Source organism: Leifsonia sp. SIMBA_070 (assembly GCF_046534635.1).
GTDB lineage: Bacteria > Actinomycetota > Actinomycetes > Actinomycetales > Microbacteriaceae > Leifsonia.
This window is the reverse complement of record NZ_JAWRYK010000886.1, coordinates 1-239: the sequence shown is the minus strand read 5'-3', so window position 1 is coordinate 239 and position 239 is coordinate 1. Positions and strand designations below refer to the sequence as shown.

Sequence of the window (239 nt, the reverse complement as noted above, 5' to 3'; positions counted from 1 at the left end):
ACACCGATCGTGACGGCGAAGTCCACCGCGGGATGACCGGCGAGCACCGCGTCGATCTCGCCGAGTTCGATACGGAAGCCGCGGACCTTGACCTGCTGATCAGAACGGCCCATGTAGGCGACCTCGTGGCCGAGACGTCCGTCGGGACCGGTGACCGCGACCCACCGGACCACGTCACCGGTGCGATACATCCGGTCACCCTGGGGCCCATACGGATTGGCGACGAATCGGGTGGAGGT

1 protein-coding gene is annotated in these 239 nt (G+C 66.5%); it reads right to left on the bottom strand.

All coding sequences use genetic code 11. The features are described from left to right. A partial coding sequence (locus SB754_RS22765) for a hypothetical protein (protein ID WP_410784535.1) occupies positions 1 to 191 on the bottom strand: 191 nt, incomplete at its 3' end. Between the last annotated feature and the right edge of the window lie 48 nt (positions 192 to 239).